Source organism: Amycolatopsis sp. cmx-11-32, from assembly GCF_047608695.1.
Lineage (GTDB): Bacteria > Actinomycetota > Actinomycetes > Mycobacteriales > Pseudonocardiaceae > Amycolatopsis.
In genome coordinates this window covers 647,785-664,990 of record NZ_JADNQN010000005.1, presented here as the reverse complement: position 1 = coordinate 664,990, position 17,206 = coordinate 647,785, and the positions used below count along the sequence as shown (strand labels likewise).

The window sequence follows — 17,206 nt, the reverse complement described above, 5'->3', positions numbered from 1 at the left end:
TCCGCCGTTTGCAATGCGATCGCATTGCCACTACTGTCCCACGCTATTACGATGCGATCGCATTGTAAACGACCGTCGGGGGTGAAATCGGTGGAAGCCGATCGGGGGAAGGTGCGGCTGAGGCCGCCACGGAACGCGTTGGATCAGCGGGTCGTCGGCTGGTGGCGGCTGCAGGGGTCGCTCTTCTGGGTCCCGCTGGTGCTGGTGCTGGCGCTGCTCGGACTGCTCATCGCGCCCGCACGGTTCTGGCTCCTGACGCCGGCGGCGGTGTTCGCGGTACTGGGCCTGGCCTGGGTGATCGCGATGCCGCTGTGGTGGTTCAAGGTGCACCGCTGGGAGGTCACGGAAACCGCGGTGTACACGCGTTCCGGGTTCTTCTGGCAGGAGTGGCGCGTCGCGCCGATGTCGCGGATCCAGACCGTGGACACCCTGCGCGGGCCACTGCAGCAGGTGTTCAAGCTCGCGACCGTCACGGTCACCACGGCGTCGGCGCGGGGCGCGGTCAAGATCCGCGGGCTCGACCACGAACTGGCCGCGAGCCTGGCTGAGCAGCTGACCGAGACGACGCAGGCGACGCCGGGGGACGCGACATGACCTCGGGCGAGTTCGAGGGCTGGAGCACGCTCGACAAGCGGACGCTCGCCGTCACGGCGCTGACGCTCGCGGGCGCGGCCGTCGGCGCCGCGATCCCTGTCACGGTCGCGATCGTCGGTGGCGGCGCGAGGTTCTGGGTCGCGCTCGCCTGGGTCGTGGCCGGTGGGGTGGTGCTCGTCGGCTGCGGCGTGCTGGTGGACCTGTTCAACTGGAAGGCGGTGCGGTACCGGGTCACGCCGGACCGGCTGGAGACGGCGTTCACGCTGGTCTTCCGGTCACGGAAATCCTTGCAGCGCGAACGGATCCGCAACGTCGACCTGACGGCGAACCCGCTGCACCGGCTGTTCGGCGTCGCGGTGGTGACCATCGGCACCGGCTCGCACGAGTCGGGCGGGCAGGGCAGGATCAAACTCAATCCCGTCTCGCGCGCCGAGGCCGAGCGGTTGCGCGCGGATCTCCTCCGCCGCGCGGAAACCGCGGAGACCGACGAGGACGCGCCGCTCGCCGAACTGGACCGGAGCTGGATCCGCTACGCGCCGATGTCGTTCCTGACCCCGACACTCGGCCTCGCGGCGGGCGGCGGGCTCATGCAGATCTCCGAGTGGGCGGGGTTGCAGAAAGGTTTGGTCGACTGGGTGATCGGCCTGTTCCGCGGCATCCCGCTGGTGGTGGCGATCCTGATCCTGCTGGCGATCGCGATGGTCGTCGGCCTGGTCGGCGCGCTGGGCCTGTGGGTCGAGATGTGGTGGAACTACCGGCTCGACCGCGAAACCGGCGGCACGCTGCGGGTGCGTCGCGGACTGTTCACCACCCGCTCGATCTCGATCGAGGAACGCCGCCTGCGCGGCATCGACCTCGTCGAGCCGCTGGGGAACCGGATCTCCGGCGCGGCGCGTGTCGACGCGATCGCCACCGGTATGCGGCAGAGCGACGACAACGACAAGACCGACTACCACACCCTCCTGCCCGCCGCGCCGATCGCGACGGCCAACCGGATCGCCGCGGAAGTGCTGCGCGAACCGGTCTCGCCGACCGAAGCTGTCCGGCTCACCGGACATCCACGCGCCGCGCGGGCACGGCTGCTGCGCTGGTGGGTCGGCTCGGTGGTGCTGCTGCTGGCGATCTTCGCGCTCCTCGGCTTCCTGCTGACCGACGTCCTGCTGGTGATCGGTGCCGCGCTCGGCGTCGTGCTGCTGCCGGTTTCGGTGCTGCTGGCGCTGGACGCCTATCGCAACCTCGGGCACGGGATCACCGGACGGTACCTGGTGGGGCGCCACGGAACCGTGCGGCGGAGCACGTTCGCCCTGGAGCGCGACGGCGTGATCGGCTGGACGGTGAAGCAGTCGGTGTTCCAGCGGCGCAAGGGTTTGCTGACCGTCGTCGCGACCACGGCCGCCGGTGGCGGGGCGTACTCGGTGTACGACGCGGGGGAGGAACAGGGCCTGCTGTTCGCCGAGGAGTCCGTGCCGGAGCTGCTGACGCCGTTCCTGGAACGAGCCTGACAGCGTGAGTGGTCCGTGAAGGCCCCCTTGAAGGACCCAGAGTCCCTCAAGGGGGCCTTCACGGACTTGAGGAGTGCCACAGCGGCCTCACCTGTCACAGCACCTGTCCGTGACGGCCTCCTTCACTACCTTGAGAGTCAGGGTCACGGCAAAGTCGCGGAGCGGCTGGTCAGCGCTAGTGCCTGCGGGCGTGTGCCGGGGTGCTCTCGGGGAAGGCCTGTCCCTGAATGGGGACACTCAACGTCAGCTCATGCAGCGACGAAGATCCGCCTGACCTGCAAGACCTCGACTTTGCCGAGACCCCTACCGTGAGAGTAGGGGAGGAGACCTTCACGGACTCCTCGGCGGGACCGGACACATCGGCCGTCACCGAAGCGTCCGCTGGTTACCGTCGTGCCATGACCGCATTCGCCGCACTGCACGTCCCCGGTTCCCCGCTGCTCCTGCCGAACGTCTGGGATTTCGGCACAGCCGCCTTCCTGTCCGCGCGAGGGTTCCCCGCGCTCGGCACGACGAGCCTCGGCGTCTCGGCCGCCGAGGGCGAGCCGGACGGTGTCCCGTCCTCGAAGGACGCCACCGTCCGGCTGGCCGGGCGGCTCGCCGGGCTGGACGCGCTGATCAGCGTCGACCTCGCCGACGGGTTCAGCGACGACCCGGGCGAGGTGGGGGCGCTCGCCGCGGAACTCGCCGAAGCCGGTGTCGCGGGCATCAACCTCGAAGACGCTCTGGGCGACCCGGAGCTGCACGCGGCCAAGATCGCGGCGGCGAAGAAACGCGCTCCCGGTCTCTTCGTCAACGCGCGCACCGACACGCATTGGCTGGGGGAGCCCGATATCGAGGCCGCGATCAAGCGCTCGTTGTCCTATGTGGACGCCGGAGCCGATGGCGTGTTCGTTCCGGGGCTCGCCGAGCCAGCCGACGTCGAACGGCTGGTGAAGGCCACCTCGACGCCGGTGAACCTCCTGTTCCTCCCCGGCAAGGTCACCGTCGCGGCGCTGGCCGGACTCGGTGTCGCGCGGGTCAGCCTCGGTTCGCTGCCTTACCGGATGGCACTGGCGGCCACGCTCCGTACGGTGGAGGCCGTTCGCGACGGCGGCGAACTCCCCCTGACCCCGCCGTCCTACGACGACGTCGCGGCCTTGCTCCCGGAAGCTCGTTGACCTCGGGAACGCCGTCCCGCCCGGATGTCTGAGCCCATCGGTGTCGCAGTCGGAGAACCAGACCGCGGCGAAATAGACCCGATTGTCGGCGTCCGGAGCTGCGCTCGCTCGATACGTTGGCGGGTAGCCGAATCCAGGAGGGGCAATGAACGAGCGCGTATCTCCAGGGCAAGCGCGAGCCAGGCTCGCGGCGGAGCAAGCCCGTGACGACCCCACGACGTACACGGCGGATGTGGGAACGCACTACGCCGAAGGATTCGACGAGCTGGACGAGCCGCAGGGGATTACGAACCTCGGCAACGGCCGAGTCCGGTTCACCGCCTACGCCTACACCTACCTCCGCCACGTGACGGGTCATCGAGACGGCTCCATCGATGCCAGCGGGCAGATCAAGCTTGCCGGAGACTATTTTCCGGTGATCCGCGAACGGTAGAGTCCGGGCTGAGTTGCCAGGTGGTGCGTTGCGATCCCGGTACGAGTGAGCGGGAGCGAAGTTGCGGGCAGAGCTGAGAACGCCTGTTATGGGAAGCGGCCAATTCGCCGTCCCGCCCGGATATCTGAACACCCCGAGCATCGGTATCCCGCCATCGCACGTGGCCGACGCGGTGGCGGAGGCGGTCGAACGGTGGCGGCGCGGCGAGGCCCGCCCGACGGATTTCGACGAGCCCGTCGCGCGGACCCGGGCGGGGTTCGGCGCGCTGATCGGGGTCCCGGCGGAGCGGGTCGCGGTCGGGGCGTCCGTCTCGCAGCTGATCGCGAACGTGGCGGCCGGGCTGCCCGACGGCGCCAGCGTGCTGGTCGCCGTGAACGACTTCACCAGCGTCACCTTCCCGTTCGCGGCACAAGCGCACCGCGGGGTGAAGGTCACCGAAGTTCCGTTGGCCGAACTGTCCGAGCGTGTCGAAGGGCACGACCTCGTCGCGGTCAGCGTGGTCCAGTCGGCGGACGGCGCCCAGACCGACCTCGGCGGGCTCCGCGCCGCGGCCGAGGCGGCGGGCACGGCGGTCCTGCTCGCCGCCACCCAGGCCGCCGGCTGGCAGCCACTCGACCTCGGCTGGGCCGACTGGGTGGTCGCCGCCGGTTACAAGTGGCTGCTCGCGCCGCGCGGGGCGGCCTGGCTGGCCGCGCATCCGCGGGTGCGGGAGCGAGCGGTGCCGGTGGCCGCGAACTGGTACGCCGGGGAGGACCGCGGGCAGACCGTCTACGGCCTCCCGCTGAGGCTCGCGGAGGGCACCCGGTCGCTCGACCTGTCCCCGGCGTGGTTCTCGTTCGTCGGTGCCGCCGTCTCGCTGGACTACCTCGGGTCCTTGGACCTCGACGCCGTCCGCGCGCACTGCGTGGGTCTCGCCGACTCACTCCTCGGAGCACTCGGTTCACCCGGTCAGGGGAGCGCGATCGTCTCCCTCGACGCGGACGCCGACAGGGTGAAGGAAGCGGGCATCGTGGCCGCTACCCGGGCCGGAAGGCAACGATTCGGGTTCCATCTCTACAACACGGCTGACGACGTAGAACGGGCGATAAGCACGTTCAGGTGAACCGCCGGACCGGCGTGAACTACCGTATGTTCCCGTGGTTGGTGCGCAATTTAACCCGGGAGCGACGGAAACGGCCCGGCTTCAGCCGGTGCGACCGGCAGGGCCGGGCGGGCCACCGCCCGCGCCGAAGCCGCCGAGGGACACCAAGGGCCTGGCGCTGAAAGGTGCCGGGCTGGTCGCCATCGCGGTCGTCTCGGCCCTGCTCTGGTGGCTGATCCGGCACGAGCCGGAGACGGCCCCTGTCGCGAACACGCCGTCGAAGACCGGCCAGTTCCAGTACACGCTGATCGAGGGCCCGCAGGTCACCTCCGACTGCGCGAGCAAGTCCTACGGCGACACCAAGGCGTTCTTCACCGAGACGCCGTGCACACGGCTGTCGCGGGCGCTGTACACGACCGAGACCGGCGGGAAGAAGGCGCTGGTGTCGGTCGTCCTGGTCACCATGCCGGGCGAGGTCACCGCGACCCAGCTCAAGACGCTCACCGACAAGGACGGCACGGGAAACGTGTCCGACCTGGTGCGCGACGGCACCTTCAAGGGGCAGGGCGTCCCGAAGATTTCGGGGCAGGACGCGGCCTACGACTCCCACGTCACCGGGCCCGAGGTGGCCATCGTGCTGGCCGGTTTCTACGACAAGCAGACCGACAAGCCGGTGCTGGAGCGGATCGCGACCGACGCCTTGCGACTTTCGGGTGACCTGCGCCGCTGAGTTTTCAAGTACGTGAAGGCCCCTTTGTTGCGTGTAGCGCAATGAGCCTCTTCGTTCTGGGCCGAGGAGCGAAGGGGACTTCCCCGCCTGGCCTGTGGGAAAGCGACTTTCGCGTGCCCAAGTTGTAGATGCTTCCCATGCCTGCACGGTGACGTCGTGAAGGAGGCCTTCGCGGACTGCCAGCGCCTCGCCCGCCTGAAGGGGCCTGCACGCGCCATCGGTGTGGCTGGTGGTGTCGCTGGGACAAGAGGTGGCGCTCCGTGCGGGTGAGGGGAACCTCAAGGGACGCTGGGTCCCTTAAGGAGTCCTTCACGGACCTGCGGGCGCAACCGCCTCCACCGCACTTCGCTACCTGAACGTCAGGTCGCCTGACCCGGCATCGCGATCGCCACCGGCTTCGCGCCGAACTCCGCCCGCCAGGCCGTCCCTCGCCGCGCCGAGCCGATCAGCGCGTTCAACGCCGTCGTCCGCAAGGCCCCGTCGTCTGTCCGGTCGATCAAGCCGAGCCAGGCGGCCGTCGCGTCCGATTCCGCCGTCGCGACCAGTTCCATCGCCGTGTTCGCGTCGGTCACCGGCTTCGGTGGCACGTACGCGGCTTCCGGTCCCGTGGGCGTCTGGCCCGCGGCGGAAAGCATCCGTTCGCAGACGTATCGCCGTTTGACGTGCTCGGCCGTGCCTCGCCCCACGGCGCCGCTGAAGGCGGCCGGCAGGTAGGCGCTGACCAGGCCGTACACCCAGACCGCCGCGTGCTCGGCCGCGAGCGCCTGCTGCACGGCCTCCGCGGTCTCCTGGCCCAGCGTGGCACCGGCGGGCACCTCGACGGCACCCGCGTCGTCGCCGCGGCCGAGTTTGTCCGAACTCTGCTGCAGGGCCGCGCAGCCCGCCGCGATCGAGGCGACCATCCCGGCGCGGTAGCGGGGCAGCGACGGCACGAGGCCCTCGGCCTGCTTACGGGCCTGTGCGAGCCGTTCCTTGAGACCGTCGACGGACGACGGCGGGTTCTCCGCCGGTCCGGCCTGCGTCGGCTTGGGCCGGTTGAGCCGGTCCACCTCGGTCTTGAGCGCCGCCGCGTGCGCGGCCCGCGCGGAGGCGACCGACTCGGCTTCGGCGCCTGTCAACGCCTTCGCGCCCGTTGCGTCGGTCTCCGCCGCGCGCAGCAGCGGGCCCAGCGGGTCGGGGTTCTCGTCGTACCCGGGGCCGCAGGCGGCGGCCAGTGGCACGGCCAACGCGGCCAGCGCTCCCATTCGCAGGAAAGTACGACGGCTCGGCAGGGTGGGCTCGGTCGGTCTTCCGGTCACGCCGCCCCATCCTGCCAGTACCCCGTGCGGGGCCGCCGCTCGCGCGTCACGCGGGGGTCACCAGATAAGCTGGTCCACTACCGAACCCGGGATCCACGCCGCCGGGTCGCCCACAGCCGGACAGGAGCGCTTCACCGTGCCCAACGACCTCGCCAGCAGGCTGGAGCCCATCGTGGCCGAAGCCGTCAAGGCCGCGGGTTTCGACCTCGATTCCTTCGAGGTCCAGCAAGCAGGCCGCCGTCAGCTGGTCAAGGTCGTCGTCGACGGGGACGACGGCGTCGGGCTGGACGAGGTGGCGAGCGTCAGCCGCGCCGTCTCCGCCGTGCTCGACGAGAACGAGCACGTGATCGCCAGCGCGTACACGCTCGAAGTCACCTCACCGGGCCTCGACCGGCCGCTGACCGTGCAGAGGCACTGGCGGCGCGCGAAGTTCCGGCTCGTCAAGGTCACCCCGGCCGAGGGCGCCGCCTTCGTCGGCCGCGTGGGACACGCCGGCGAGAAGACCGCGCGCGTGCTCGTCGACGGCGAGATCCGGGACGTCGATTACGCCTCGGTGACCAAGGCGGTCATCGAGATCGAGTTCAAGCAACCACCTGCCGAGGACCTGAAACTGTTGGAAACCGATGCGTCGGCCCTGAACGCCGCCACCACCGAACCGAAGGAGGAGCCGAAGTGAACGTCGACATCGCCGCGCTGCGCGCGATCGAACGGGACAAGGACATCCCCTTCGAGACGGTGATCGAAGCGATCGAGACCGCGCTGCTCACCGCGTACAAGCACACCGAGGGCCACCAGTCGCACGCCCGGATCGACATCGATCACAAGAGCGGGCTGGTGCGCGTCCTCGCCCACACCCTCACCCCCGACGGCCAGACCGACGAGGAATGGGACGACACCCCCGAGGGCTTCGGGCGGATCGCCGCCACCACCGCGCGGCAGGTCATCCTGCAGCGCCTTCGCGACGCCGAGCACGAGAAGACCTTCGGCGAGTTCTCCGCCAAGGAGGGCGAGATCGTCGCCGGCGTGGTGCAGCGCGACGCGCGCGCGAACGCCCGCGGCATGGTCATCATCCAGGTCGGTGACATCGAAGGCGTGCTGCCCTCGGTCGAGCAGGTGGCAGGCGAGTCCTACGAACACGGCAGCCGGATCAAAGCCTTCGTCGTCACCGTCTCGCGCGGCAACCGCGGCCCGCAGATCACGCTGTCGCGTTCGCACCCGAACCTGGTGCGCAAGTTGTTCGCCCTCGAAGTCCCCGAAATCGCCGACGGCACGGTCGAGATCGCCGCCATCGCGCGTGAACCGGGACACCGGACCAAGATCGCGGTCCGCTCGACGGTGCCCGGCGTCAACGCCAAGGGCGCGTGCATCGGCCCGGTCGGCGCCCGCGTGCGCAACGTGATGAGCGAACTGGCGGGTGAGAAGATCGACATCATCGACTTCTCCGAAGACCCGGCGAAGTTCGTCGGGAATGCGCTGTCGCCCGCGAAGGTCGTCTCGGTTCGGGTCGTCGACGAGCGGGCCAAGACCGCTCGCGTCGTCGTCCCGGACTTCCAGCTTTCGCTCGCGATCGGCAAGGAGGGCCAGAACGCCCGCCTCGCCGCGCGCCTCACCGGTTGGCGGATCGACATCCGTAGCGACGCCGCCCCTGAGCAGGGTGAAGAAGCACACGCCGGGCAGGCGCGGCCCGCCGCGGCAACCGGTTCGGCTGAGTGAAGGTCGAAGCGCTAGACTTACGAGTGGTTCAGAGCCCGCGGCCGGGAACCGACCTCCAGCATGACCGGGAAACTCCGGTCCGCACCTGTGTGGGTTGCCGTCGGCGGGCCTTGATCGGTGAGTTGCTGCGAGTGGTCGCGGCGGATGGACGGCTGATCGTCGACGAACGTCGGCGGTTGCCGGGCCGGGGTGCCTGGTTGCACCCCGTGCCGGACTGTCTGGCCAAGGCCGAGCGGCGCAGGGCGTTTCCCCGAGCACTTCGTGTTCCGGGGTCGCTCGACGCCCAGGGTGTCCACGAACGCCTGGAGCGACTCGCTGAAGGCTAAAAGGCGCCGGGACATCCCCGGTGCCGGTTGGAATCAGGAAGCAGGTCGACCCGTCATGAGTCAGCCGTGAAGCTGAATCAATGAACGCGCGACAATAGGACGAGGTCTGCGGGTCTGCCGCCGGCCTCCCCAGATGAGGAGAGCTGTGCCAGGCAAGGCCCGAGTACATGAGCTCGCGAAAGAGCTCGGCATCACCAGCAAGGAAGTTCTCGCCAAGTTGAAGGAACAGGGCGAGTTCGTGAAGTCCGCGTCGTCCACCGTCGAGGCGCCGGTCGCCCGTCGTCTCCGTGACGCGTACCCGTCCAAGGACGGCAAGAGCAAGAAGCCGATTCCGAACCCCGGCCCGCGCCCTTCGCCCGCACCGCCCGCCAAGCCCGCTGCCCCGGCTCCGGCCGCGCAGCAGGCTCAGCCCGCGCCCGTGGCGAAGACCGAAGCCCCGGCCGCGTCCGCTCCGGCGGCTCCGGCAGCGCCGGCTCCGGCCCAGCAGCCGTCCCGTCCCTCCACCCCGGGTGCCCGTCCGGGTCCGCGCCCCGGCCCCCGGCCGCCGGCGCCGAAGGAGGAGCAGGTCCAGGCTCCGGCGGCGAAGGCCGCTCCGGAAGCCGAAGCGAAGACTGAATCCCCAGCTGCACCGGCCACGTCGGCCGCGCCGACTACGCCGGCCACCCCGCCGGCGTCCTCGACGCCGTCGCAGGGTTCCGTCGTGCCGCCGAAGCCGCAGGGTCCCAAGCCCGGTGGCCCGAAGCCCGGCCCGCGTACCCCGCGCGTCGGCAACAACCCGTTCGGCGTGGGTTCCGGTTCCCCGGCCCAGCGTCCGTCCGGTCCGCGCCCCGGTGGCGGCCAGCAGGGCGGCGACAACCGTCCGCCGCGTCCCGGTGGCGGGCAGGGCGGCGACCGTCCGGCTCCGCGTCCCGGTGGCGGCGCTCCCGGTGGTAACCGGCCGAACCCTGGCAACATGCCCCCGCGCCCGAACCCCGGCATGATGCCGGGCCGCCCGGCCCGTCCGGCCGGCGGTCCCGGTGGCGCTCGTGGTGGTCCCGGTGGCCCCGGCGGCGGAGCCCGTGGTGGCCCCGGTGGCGGCGCTCGTGGCGGTCCCGGTGGCGGCGGCGGAGGTTTCCGCGGCGGTCCCGGTGGCGGTGGCGGCGGTGGCGGTTTCCGTCCCGGCGGTGGCGGCGGCGGCGGTTTCCGTCCCGGTGGCGGTGGCCCCGGTGGCGGCGGCGGTGCCCCGGCCGGTGGCGGCGGTTTCCGTGGCGGCGGCGGTCGTGGCGGTCCCGGTGGTCGCGGCGGTACCGCGGGTGCCTTCGGGCGTCCCGGTGGTCCCGCTCGCAAGGGCCGGAAGTCCAAGCGCCAGAAGCGCATGGAGTACATGGACAACATGCAGGCGCCCAGCGTCGGTGGCGTTCGCCTGCCCAAGGGCAGCGGCGAAACGATCCGCCTGCCGCGTGGCGCTTCGCTGACCGACTTCGCCGAGAAGATCGACGCCAACCCGGCTTCGCTGGTGCAGGTGCTCTTCCACCTCGGTGAGATGGTCACGGCGACGCAGTCCGTGTCGGACGACATCCTCGAGCTGCTCGGCGGCGAGATGAACTACGTCGTCCAGGTCGTCAGCCCGGAGGAAGAAGACCGCGAGCTGCTGGAGACCTTCGACATCACCTACGGCGAAGACGCGGGTGAGGAAGAGGACCTGCAGGTCCGTCCGCCGGTCGTGACCATCATGGGTCACGTCGACCACGGTAAGACCCGCCTGCTCGACACGATCCGCAAGACGAAGGTGCGCGAGGGCGAAGCCGGTGGCATCACCCAGCACATCGGCGCCTACCAGATCGAGACCGAGCTCGAGGGCAACCCGCGCCTCGTGACGTTCATCGACACCCCGGGTCACGAGGCGTTCACCGCCATGCGTGCTCGTGGTGCGAACGCCACGGACATCGCGGTCATCGTGGTCGCGGCCGACGACGGCGTCATGCCGCAGACGGTCGAGGCGATCAACCACGCGCAGGCCGCCAAGGCCCCGATCGTGGTCGCGATCAACAAGATCGACAAGGAGGGCGCGAACCCGGACAAGATCCGGCAGCAGCTCACCGAGTACAACCTCGTGGCCGAGGAGTACGGCGGCGACACGATGTTCGTCGAGATCTCGGCGCGGGAGAACATCAACATCGATGGTCTCCTCGAGGCGATCCTGTTGACCGCGGATGCCGCACTCGACCTGCGGGCCAACCCGAACATGGAGGCCCAGGGTGTCGCGATCGAGGCGCATCTGGACCGCGGTCGCGGTCCGGTCGCCACGGTGCTGGTCCAGCGCGGAACGCTGCGCGTCGGTGACTCCGTCGTCGCCGGTGACGCGTACGGCCGCGTGCGGAAGATGGTCGACGAGCACAACGTCAACGTCATCGAAGCGACCCCGTCGCGTCCGGTCCAGGTCATCGGGTTCACCTCGGTGCCCGGCGCCGGTGACACGTTCCTCGTCGTCGACGAGGACAGGGTCGCCCGGCAGATCGCCGAGCGGCGTTCGGCCCGTACCCGCAACGCGCTCAACGCGTCGCGTCGTAAGCGGGTCAGCCTGGAAGACCTCGATGAGGCCTTGAAGGAGACGAGCACCCTCAACCTGATCATCAAGGGTGACAACTCCGGTACGGTCGAGGCCCTCGAAGCCTCGCTGATGCAGCTGGATGTCGGCGAAGAAGAGGTCGAGCTCAACGTGGTCCACCGCGGTGTCGGTGGCGTCACGGAGTCCGACATCGACCTGGCGACCGCGTCCAACGCGATCGTCCTGGGCTTCAACGTGCGGGCACAGGGCAAGGCGACCGAGCGGGCCACCCGCGAGGGCGTCGACGTCCGGTACTACACGGTCATCTACCAGGCGATCGACGAGATCGAAGCCGCGCTCAAGGGCATGCTCAAGCCGATCTTCGAAGAGGTCGAGCTGGGCAAGGCCGAGATCCGCGGGATCTTCAAGTCGTCGAAGGTCGGTACGATCGCCGGTTGCATGGTCATCTCGGGCGAGATCCGGCGTAACGCCAAGGGTCGTCTCCTCCGTGACGGCAACGTCATCATCGAGAACCTGCCGATCAACTCGCTGAAGCGCGAGAAGGACGACGTCACCGAGGTCCGCGAGGGCTTCGAGTGTGGTCTCACCTTGGGTAACTACAGCGATTTGAAGCTCGGCGACGTCATCGAGACGTACGAGCAGCGCGAAAAGCCGCGTGCGTAAGTGACACGGCGGCGCTCCCCCGCATCTGGGCGGGGGAGCGCCGCTTCACTTCTACCCAACCCAGAACCCCCATGTTCGTAGGAGCTCTTGAGCTCGACATCCTGCTGGGCGACGTCCACTCGCTCAAGCAGAAGCGATCCGTGATCAAGCCGGTGCTGGCCGAGGTACGCAGGCGTTTCGACGTCTCCGTCGCCGAGGCGGGTCAGCAAGACCTGCACCGGCGGGCGCTGATCGGTGTGGCCGTGGTCGCGGCGACTGGCGAGCACGTCCGAGACGTGCTCGACTCGTGTGAGCGCTTCGTGGCCGGAAGGCCGGAGTTGGAACTGCTCTCCGCCCACCGACGGCTGCTCGGCCCGGACGACTGACGGAAAGACTTTTCGAGGAGACGAATCCCCATGGCCGACCCCGCTCGGGCTCGCAAGCTCGCCAAGCGGATCTCACAGATCGTCGCGCACGCGATCGAGCACGACATCAAGGATCCGCGGCTCAACCACGTGACGATCACCGACACGAAGATCACGGCGGATCTACACGACGCCACGGTCTATTACACGGTGCTCGGCGAGACCCTGGAGTCCACGCCCGATCACACCGGTGCCGCGGCGGCGCTGGAATCCGCTCGTGGCGTTCTGCGCACGAAGGTCGGGCAGGGCACGGGAGTCCGCTACACGCCGACATTGGCGTTCGTGGCCGACAGCATTCCCGAGGACGCCAAGCGCATCGAGGACCTCCTCGCGAAGGCCAGGGAAGCCGACGCGGAGGTCGCCCGACGGGCGACCGGCGCACAGCACGCCGGTGAACCCGACCCGTACAAGCCGCCGCGGGAAGAGGCCGAAGACGATGAGTTCGCCGATGAGGAGACCCGAGGCTGAGGGAGTGGGCCACGCCGTGAGTCGGCGTGGCCTGTTGCTGGGGGCCACCGCGCTGACGCTCCTCGCGGGGTGCGGCACGGAGAAGCCACCGCTGGTGGGACCGCCGCCGGTGTCCCCGCCGAACAGCCCGACGCCGCTGACCGAAGCGGTCACGGTGCAGAAGATGCGGTCCTCGGCCCGGAATCGGGAAGTCAACCTCGTCATCATCGCGCCCGATCGCGTGTCGCGAGTCGGGATGCCGGTCTGCGTCGCCCTGCACGGCCGCGGCGCGGACGCCAGGACGTTCCTGAACCTCGGCGTACAGGACGCGCTGAACCAGATGGTCGCGGCCGGGCTGCCCGGGTTCGCGGTGGCCGCCGTCGACGGTGACAACTACTGGGTGGACGTCGGCAAGGGTGACGATCCCCAGCGGATGCTGTCCGGAGAACTCCCCGGCTGGCTCGCCCAGCGCCAGTTGCGGCCGCCGTCGGCGATGTTCGGGATCTCGATGGGTGGTTTCGGCGCATTGCGCTACGCCCGCGAGCACAAGGACCTCAAAGCCGTCGCCGTCGCGAGCGCCGCGCTGTTCGTAAGCTGGCCCGATGCCAAGTCCCGCAAGGTTTTCGCCGACCGGGAGCAATGGGAATCGCACGAGCCGCTGCTGCACACAGGCGACCTCTCGGCGTCGTCGACCGGGGTGTGGTGCGGGAGCTCGGATCCCTTCGCCCGCGCCGACCGCAAACTCATCAAGGCCCTCGACCCCGCCGTCGCGAAGATGTCCCCTGGCGAGCACAACGACGACTACTGGCGCGGCATCATGCCCGAGGTCCTGAAGTTCGTGGGGGAACGCATCGCCTGACCGAGGCCATCCCGGCGGAATCCATCGCAAGTAGTCCTCTAGTTGCGATGGTTGGCGATGCGAACTACCGCAACTAGAGGACTACTTGCGGTGACAGGAGGAGCTCAGGCGGGTTTGGCCGCGACGATCAGGTCCCGCACGATCGCCTGGTCGACCCGGTGTGAGAACTCCGAAAACGGGCCGTCCTCCCGGATCTCCAGTCCCGCCTTGTCCAGGATCGCGGCGAGTTCTTCGCGCGGCGCGACGTTGGTGTTCCAGGAGATGCCGAGCGCGCCACCGGGCCGCAGCACCCGCGTCCACACCGGGACCGCGGCCGCGAGCAGGTCTCGCGGGCTGCGCGCGAGCGACGCGTCCTGGGTGCGGTGGCTGCCGTGCTGCACGCCGTACGGGGCGTCGGTGACGATGAGGTCGACCGAGTTCGGCCGCAGCAGTTCGTCCGTGGTGAGCGTGTCGCAGTTGAGATAGCTCAGCCTGCGGACCTCGCCCGCCTTGTACCGCTCCTTGGTGATCCCGAACCCGATGTCGAGCCGCCTGCCGAGCCGGACCTTGTTACGCCGCACCTGGCCGGATTCGGCGGTGTGCTTGATCCTTTTCTGCTTCAGCCAGGTCTTGACGAACAGTTCGTAGGAGTCGAAATCCTTACCGTCGACGTCGAGGCCGGTCGCGTCGAAGCCGTACATCATCGCCTGGTTCAGCGTGGTGCCGCGGCCGCACAGCGGATCCAGCAGGTGCAGCGGCTTCTCCAGCATCGCGGCCGGGTCCGCCGTCGCCAGCAGGGTGACGTTGACGAGGAGTTTGGTGAACAGTTCGTTCGTCTTGCCCGGGTACTTCTGGATGGTCAGCAGATCCGAGTCGAAGTTCGCCAGCGGACTGATCGTGACCGGTTTCAGGACACCGTCGCCGAGTTCGAACAGCGCGTACAGCGCGGAAAGGTTCGACAGCAGCGCGAGATCGCGTTCGCTCAGCGGTGCGGGCGTGGTGAAGGTGAGGTAGCCGACGCCGCCGAGTGTCGTCTCCCCGATCTGGGAGATCTCGGTCTCCAAAGCGGACAGGCCGAACACCGCCAGCTCCGCGCGCAGCAGGGCCGGGGTGGAATCGGTGTACACCCGGTTGGCGGACGGGTAGACCAGGATCGCGTACTCGGACATCCCGCAGAGCGTAGCTTGACTGATTGTGACGACCACTTTGGCGCAGGACCTCAAGGACGCCGCCGCCCTGCTGGCACGCGCGAACGACGTGACACTGCTCGGCCACGTGCGCCCGGACGCCGACGCGCTGGGCAGCGCGCTGGCGCTGGGAAGGGCCCTTCAGCTGAGGGGAGGCGTCAAGGTCCGCGTCTCGGTCGGCGAGCCCGAGGAGATGCCCGAAACCCTGCGAGGCCTGGACGTCGGCGGGCTCTACGTCCCCGCGAGCGAGCTTCCGGAGAGTGAACGGCTGCTGGTCGCGCTCGACACACCCACTCCGGGCAGGCTCGGGAAACTCGCGCCGCGCGTGGACGCCGTGCGCGAGGCCGGTGGCGACGTCCTGGTGATCGACCACCACGCGTCCAACGTCTTCTACGGCACCAAGCACGTCGTCGACGACACCGCCGAGGCGACCGCGGTGCTCGTTTTCGCGTTGCTGCGGGAACTCGGCTCCGAGATCGACGAGCCGATCGCACGATGCCTGTACGCGGGACTGGTCACCGACACGAGCGGGTTCCGCCGGGCCCGGCCGTCCACCCACCTGATGGCCGCGAAGCTGCTCGAAGCCGGTGTCGACCCGGACAAGGTGGTCCGCGAGATCGTCGACGATCACCCGTTCGCGTGGCTGCCGATGCTCTCGGACGTTCTCGCGGGAGCCCGGCTCGAACCGGACGAGGCGCGTGGCTTCGGCCTCGCGTACGCGGTCGTGACGCTCGACGCCGCGCGGACCGTGCGCGGGGAAGAGGTCGAAGCGGTCATCGACGTCGTCCGGTCCACTCGGGAGGCCGGGGTCGCCGTGGTGCTCAAGGAAGCCGAACCGATCGGGCCGCGGCAGCGGTGGACGGTCTCGCTTCGCTCGGCGGGCGGTGTCGACGTCTCGGCCGCGGCCGGGGAACTGGGCGGCGGCGGACATCGCCAGGCGGCCGGATGCACCGCGGAGGGCACGGCGGACGAGGTACTCGGCGAGCTGAGGGCGGCGCTGTCGCGGGCACCGCTGCTGTAATCCGGGCGGTGTCATCGGAATTTCATCCGTCGTCCCTACCGTGATCCTCACGATGAACACCCACGCCTCCCTCCACCGCCGGATCCTGGTCACGCTGGGCGTGATCGTGCTGTTCCGGCTGGGCCAGTGCCTGCCCGCTCCCTACGTGACCGTCCGCGCGCCGGAAGACGACCACCCGCTGCGCTGGATCCTCGACCTCCTCACCGGTGGCGGCCTGTCCACCCTGCCGGTGTTCGCGTTCGGCGTCCTACCCTGCCTGGCCGCCCCGCCACTCCTGCGAGCCCTGATCGTCGTGATCCCGCGGCTGGCCGCGCTCCGGGCCGAAGGTGAAGCCGGCGCCCGCGTGCTGACGCGGTACCGGCGACGGCTCACCGTCGTACTCGGTCTCGTGGGCGCCATCGGTGTGCTCGGGCTCCGTGGTCAGGATGTCCTCGACGGACACGGAGCCGTCGCCGTGGCGTGCCTGACGGCGGGCAGTGCGCTGGTCCTGCGGCTGACCGAGGTGATCACCGACCGGGGATTCGGTGACGGTGTCCGGATCCTGTTGCTCGCACAGGTTCTGGCGGTGCTGCCGTCGGCGTTCCTGCGCCTGTACGAAAGGGTGGGCTGGACCGCCATCGCGGTCATGGCCGTGGTGACGCTGTCGATCACGGTGATCACGATCGTCGTCGCGCAGGGACAGCGTCGCGTCCCGGTGCAGTACGCCAAGCGGATGATCGGCGTGCGCGCCTATGGCGGGACCCCGACCTACATTCCTCTTCGGTTCCCCCAAGCCAACAGCCCGGCCGTCCTCGCCGCGGTGCTGCTGTCCGTGCCGGTGTTCTGGCCCGACGTGAGCTGGTCGGGGTGGCTGCGCGACGAGGGGGACCCCGGGCGGATCGCGGTCTACTTCGTCCTCGTCTGCCTCTTCGCTTTCATCAGAGCCGCCGCGACGCAGGACTTGGTCAAGGTGGTTCGCGAACTGGTGCGGGTGGGTGGCTTCGTCCCCGGGATCCGGCCGGGAAACCCGACCGCCGAATACCTCGGCTACGTGAACCACCGGATCCTCGCCTTCGGGGCGGTCTGTTCCGGAGTGGTCGCGCTGATCCCGGCCCTCGGCCTGGCTTTGCTGGACGCGAGCCCGAGAGTTCCCGTCGCCGGGGTGACCCTGCAGGTGGTCCTCGTCTTCCTCGTCAGTGTCACGCTCGACACGACGAGGCTGATCGAGGCACTGCGCCAGGAGCGACGCTATGAACCGTTCCTCCGCTGAGCGGCGGCTGGG

17 protein-coding genes are annotated in these 17,206 nt (G+C 69.5%); 15 read left to right on the top strand and 2 right to left on the bottom strand.

Translation table 11 applies throughout. The features are described from left to right. Positions 1-51: 51 nt before the first annotated feature. The 6 genes from ACM6LR_RS19365 (at position 52) to ACM6LR_RS19340 (ending at position 5,500) form a co-directional block, all read left to right on the top strand. Positions 52-594 carry a PH domain-containing protein gene (locus ACM6LR_RS19365; protein ID WP_414944232.1) on the top strand — a complete coding sequence of 181 codons (543 nt, stop codon included), beginning with the start codon at positions 52-54 and terminating at the stop codon, positions 592-594. After that, the gene (locus ACM6LR_RS19360) at positions 591-2,096 is read left to right on the top strand and encodes a PH domain-containing protein (RefSeq protein WP_414944231.1); all 1,506 of its coding nucleotides are present in this window, start codon (positions 591-593) and stop codon (positions 2,094-2,096) included. Before ACM6LR_RS19365 ends, ACM6LR_RS19360 begins: the two co-directional genes overlap by 4 nt. A 398-nt stretch (positions 2,097-2,494) precedes the next feature. After that, entirely contained in the window at positions 2,495-3,256 is a 762-nt protein-coding gene (locus ACM6LR_RS19355; RefSeq protein WP_414944230.1) for an isocitrate lyase/PEP mutase family protein, read from the top strand. A 145-nt stretch (positions 3,257-3,401) separates the two neighbouring features. Further along, positions 3,402-3,689, top strand: a complete 288-nt coding sequence (locus ACM6LR_RS19350) for a hypothetical protein (protein WP_414944229.1) — start codon at positions 3,402-3,404, stop codon at positions 3,687-3,689. 88 nt (positions 3,690-3,777) lie between these two features. Further along, complete coding sequence (locus tag ACM6LR_RS19345; RefSeq protein ID WP_414944228.1) at positions 3,778-4,791, top strand: aminotransferase class V-fold PLP-dependent enzyme; 1,014 nt, start codon at positions 3,778-3,780, stop codon at positions 4,789-4,791. An 88-nt stretch (positions 4,792-4,879) separates the two neighbouring features. Continuing rightward, the gene (locus ACM6LR_RS19340; RefSeq protein ID WP_414937192.1) at positions 4,880-5,500 is read left to right on the top strand and encodes a hypothetical protein; all 621 of its coding nucleotides are present in this window, start codon (positions 4,880-4,882) and stop codon (positions 5,498-5,500) included. Between the two features lie 359 nt (positions 5,501-5,859). On the opposite strand, the gene ACM6LR_RS19335 is transcribed toward ACM6LR_RS19340, so the two are convergent. Then, on the bottom strand, positions 5,860-6,798 hold the full coding sequence (locus tag ACM6LR_RS19335) for a ferritin-like domain-containing protein (protein WP_414937193.1): 939 nt from the start codon (positions 6,796-6,798) through the stop codon (positions 5,860-5,862). A 136-nt stretch (positions 6,799-6,934) separates the two neighbouring features. Between ACM6LR_RS19335 and rimP the strand changes: the two genes are divergently transcribed. The 7 genes from rimP to ACM6LR_RS19300 all read left to right on the top strand — a co-directional run bounded on the left by rimP (position 6,935) and on the right by ACM6LR_RS19300 (position 13,758). Next, on the top strand, positions 6,935-7,474 hold the full coding sequence (gene rimP / locus ACM6LR_RS19330; protein WP_414937194.1) for a ribosome maturation factor RimP: 540 nt from the start codon (positions 6,935-6,937) through the stop codon (positions 7,472-7,474). Then, a complete protein-coding gene (nusA, locus tag ACM6LR_RS19325; RefSeq protein ID WP_414937195.1) occupies positions 7,471-8,511 on the top strand; it encodes a transcription termination factor NusA in 1,041 nt (346 codons plus the stop codon). The genes rimP and nusA overlap by 4 nt, the downstream gene beginning before the upstream one ends. Beyond that, positions 8,508-8,837 carry a YlxR family protein gene (locus ACM6LR_RS19320; protein WP_414944227.1) on the top strand — a complete coding sequence of 110 codons (330 nt, stop codon included), beginning with the start codon at positions 8,508-8,510 and terminating at the stop codon, positions 8,835-8,837. Before nusA ends, ACM6LR_RS19320 begins: the two co-directional genes overlap by 4 nt. A gap of 145 nt (positions 8,838-8,982) precedes the next feature. Continuing rightward, positions 8,983-12,048, top strand: coding sequence for a translation initiation factor IF-2 (gene infB / locus ACM6LR_RS19315; RefSeq protein ID WP_414944226.1), 3,066 nt, complete (start codon positions 8,983-8,985; stop codon positions 12,046-12,048). 71 nt (positions 12,049-12,119) lie between these two features. Further along, the gene (locus ACM6LR_RS19310; RefSeq protein WP_414937197.1) at positions 12,120-12,413 is read left to right on the top strand and encodes a DUF503 domain-containing protein; all 294 of its coding nucleotides are present in this window, start codon (positions 12,120-12,122) and stop codon (positions 12,411-12,413) included. 30 nt (positions 12,414-12,443) lie between these two features. Next, positions 12,444-12,920: a 30S ribosome-binding factor RbfA gene (gene rbfA / locus ACM6LR_RS19305; RefSeq protein ID WP_414937198.1), complete on the top strand. Its 477-nt coding sequence runs from the start codon at positions 12,444-12,446 to the stop codon at positions 12,918-12,920. Further along, positions 12,901-13,758, top strand: a complete 858-nt coding sequence (locus tag ACM6LR_RS19300; protein WP_414944224.1) for an alpha/beta hydrolase — start codon at positions 12,901-12,903, stop codon at positions 13,756-13,758. Before rbfA ends, ACM6LR_RS19300 begins: the two co-directional genes overlap by 20 nt. A gap of 104 nt (positions 13,759-13,862) precedes the next feature. Here ACM6LR_RS19300 and ACM6LR_RS19295 read toward each other — a convergent pair whose 3' ends face one another. After that, positions 13,863-14,906, bottom strand: a complete 1,044-nt coding sequence (locus ACM6LR_RS19295; RefSeq protein ID WP_414937200.1) for a TRM11 family SAM-dependent methyltransferase — start codon at positions 14,904-14,906, stop codon at positions 13,863-13,865. Positions 14,907-14,931: 25 nt separating this feature from the next. Here ACM6LR_RS19295 and ACM6LR_RS19290 point away from each other — a divergent pair, with 25 nt between their 5' ends. Further along, a complete protein-coding gene (locus ACM6LR_RS19290) occupies positions 14,932-15,945 on the top strand; it encodes a DHH family phosphoesterase (RefSeq protein ID WP_414937201.1) in 1,014 nt (337 codons plus the stop codon). A gap of 52 nt (positions 15,946-15,997) precedes the next feature. Beyond that, positions 15,998-17,194, top strand: coding sequence for a preprotein translocase subunit SecY (locus tag ACM6LR_RS19285; RefSeq protein ID WP_414944223.1), 1,197 nt, complete (start codon positions 15,998-16,000; stop codon positions 17,192-17,194). The last annotated feature ends 12 nt before the right edge of the window (positions 17,195-17,206 follow it).

Coding starts and splice junctions, on each gene's coding strand:
- ACM6LR_RS19310 (WP_414937197.1), top strand. CDS start 12,120: ATGTTCGTAGGAGCTCTTGAGCTCGACATCCTGCTGGGCGACGTCCAC.
- ACM6LR_RS19285 (WP_414944223.1), top strand. CDS start 15,998: ATGAACACCCACGCCTCCCTCCACCGCCGGATCCTGGTCACGCTGGGC.
- ACM6LR_RS19360 (WP_414944231.1), top strand. CDS start 591: ATGACCTCGGGCGAGTTCGAGGGCTGGAGCACGCTCGACAAGCGGACG.
- ACM6LR_RS19365 (WP_414944232.1), top strand. CDS start 52: ATGCGATCGCATTGTAAACGACCGTCGGGGGTGAAATCGGTGGAAGCC.
- ACM6LR_RS19350 (WP_414944229.1), top strand. CDS start 3,402: ATGAACGAGCGCGTATCTCCAGGGCAAGCGCGAGCCAGGCTCGCGGCG.
- ACM6LR_RS19355 (WP_414944230.1), top strand. CDS start 2,495: ATGACCGCATTCGCCGCACTGCACGTCCCCGGTTCCCCGCTGCTCCTG.
- ACM6LR_RS19345 (WP_414944228.1), top strand. CDS start 3,778: ATGGGAAGCGGCCAATTCGCCGTCCCGCCCGGATATCTGAACACCCCG.
- rbfA (WP_414937198.1), top strand. CDS start 12,444: ATGGCCGACCCCGCTCGGGCTCGCAAGCTCGCCAAGCGGATCTCACAG.
- ACM6LR_RS19295 (WP_414937200.1), bottom strand. CDS start 14,906: ATGTCCGAGTACGCGATCCTGGTCTACCCGTCCGCCAACCGGGTGTAC.
- ACM6LR_RS19300 (WP_414944224.1), top strand. CDS start 12,901: ATGAGGAGACCCGAGGCTGAGGGAGTGGGCCACGCCGTGAGTCGGCGT.